This window comes from Janthinobacterium sp. PSRC1-1, from assembly GCF_049897525.1.
Taxonomy (GTDB): Bacteria; Pseudomonadota; Gammaproteobacteria; order Burkholderiales; family Burkholderiaceae_D; genus Janthinobacterium; species Janthinobacterium tructae.
Map to the genome: position 1 here is coordinate 1 of NZ_JAFCWK010000031.1, position 1,393 is coordinate 1,393.

General features: G+C 51.2%; 1 rRNA gene. It reads left to right on the forward strand.

The annotated features are described in order from the left end of the window. Positions 1 to 1,347 (forward strand): 23S ribosomal RNA (locus ACP7DW_RS28640); the annotation flags it as partial. Positions 1,348 to 1,393: the final 46 nt, after the last annotated feature.

The window sequence follows — 1,393 nt, forward strand, 5'->3', positions numbered from 1 at the left end:
GAAGCAATCGGAAGTGGTTCCAAGAAAAGCCTCTAAGCTTCAGTCATACGAGACCGTACCGCAAACCGACACAGGTGGGCGAGATGAGTATTCTAAGGCGCTTGAGAGAACTCGGGAGAAGGAACTCGGCAAATTGGTACCGTAACTTCGGGAAAAGGTACGCCCCGGTAGCTTGATTGGTTTACTCCATGAGGGTGAAAGGGTTGCAATAAACTGGTGGCTGCGACTGTTTAATAAAAACACAGCACTCTGCAAACACGAAAGTGGACGTATAGGGTGTGACGCCTGCCCGGTGCTGGAAGATTAAATGATGGGGTGCAAGCTCTTGATTGAAGTCCCAGTAAACGGCGGCCGTAACTATAACGGTCCTAAGGTAGCGAAATTCCTTGTCGGGTAAGTTCCGACCTGCACGAATGGCGTAACGATGGCCACACTGTCTCCTCCCGAGACTCAGCGAAGTTGAAATGTTTGTGATGATGCAATCTACCCGCGGCTAGACGGAAAGACCCCATGAACCTTTACTGTAGCTTTGCATTGGACTTTGAACCAATCTGTGTAGGATAGGTGGGAGGCTTTGAAGCGGGGACGCTAGTTCTCGTGGAGCCAACCTTGAAATACCACCCTGGTTTGTTTGAGGTTCTAACCTTGGTCCGTTATCCGGATCGGGGACAGTGCATGGTAGGCAGTTTGACTGGGGCGGTCTCCTCCTAAAGTGTAACGGAGGAGTTCGAAGGTACGCTAGATACGGTCGGACATCGTGTTGATAGTGCAATGGCATAAGCGTGCTTAACTGCGAGACTGACAAGTCGAGCAGGTACGAAAGTAGGACATAGTGATCCGGTGGTTCTGTATGGAAGGGCCATCGCTCAACGGATAAAAGGTACTCTGGGGATAACAGGCTGATTCCTCCCAAGAGTTCATATCGACGGGGGAGTTTGGCACCTCGATGTCGGCTCATCACATCCTGGGGCTGTAGCCGGTCCCAAGGGTATGGCTGTTCGCCATTTAAAGTGGTACGTGAGCTGGGTTTAAAACGTCGTGAGACAGTTTGGTCCCTATCTGCCGTGGGCGTTGGAAATTTGAAGGGGGCTGCTCCTAGTACGAGAGGACCGGAGTGGACGTATCTCTGGTGTACCGGTTGTCACGCCAGTGGCATTGCCGGGTAGCTAAATACGGAAGAGATAACCGCTGAAAGCATCTAAGCGGGAAACTTGCCTTGAGATGAGATTTCCCAGAGCCTTGAGCTCTTTGAAGGGTCGTTCGAGACCAGGACGTTGATAGGCTGGGTGTGGAAGTGCAGTAATGCATTAAGCTAACCAGTACTAATTGCCCGTACGGCTTGTCCCTATAACCTTAGCAGGTACAGAGGATAAGACGGTACAACGTTGCGTGT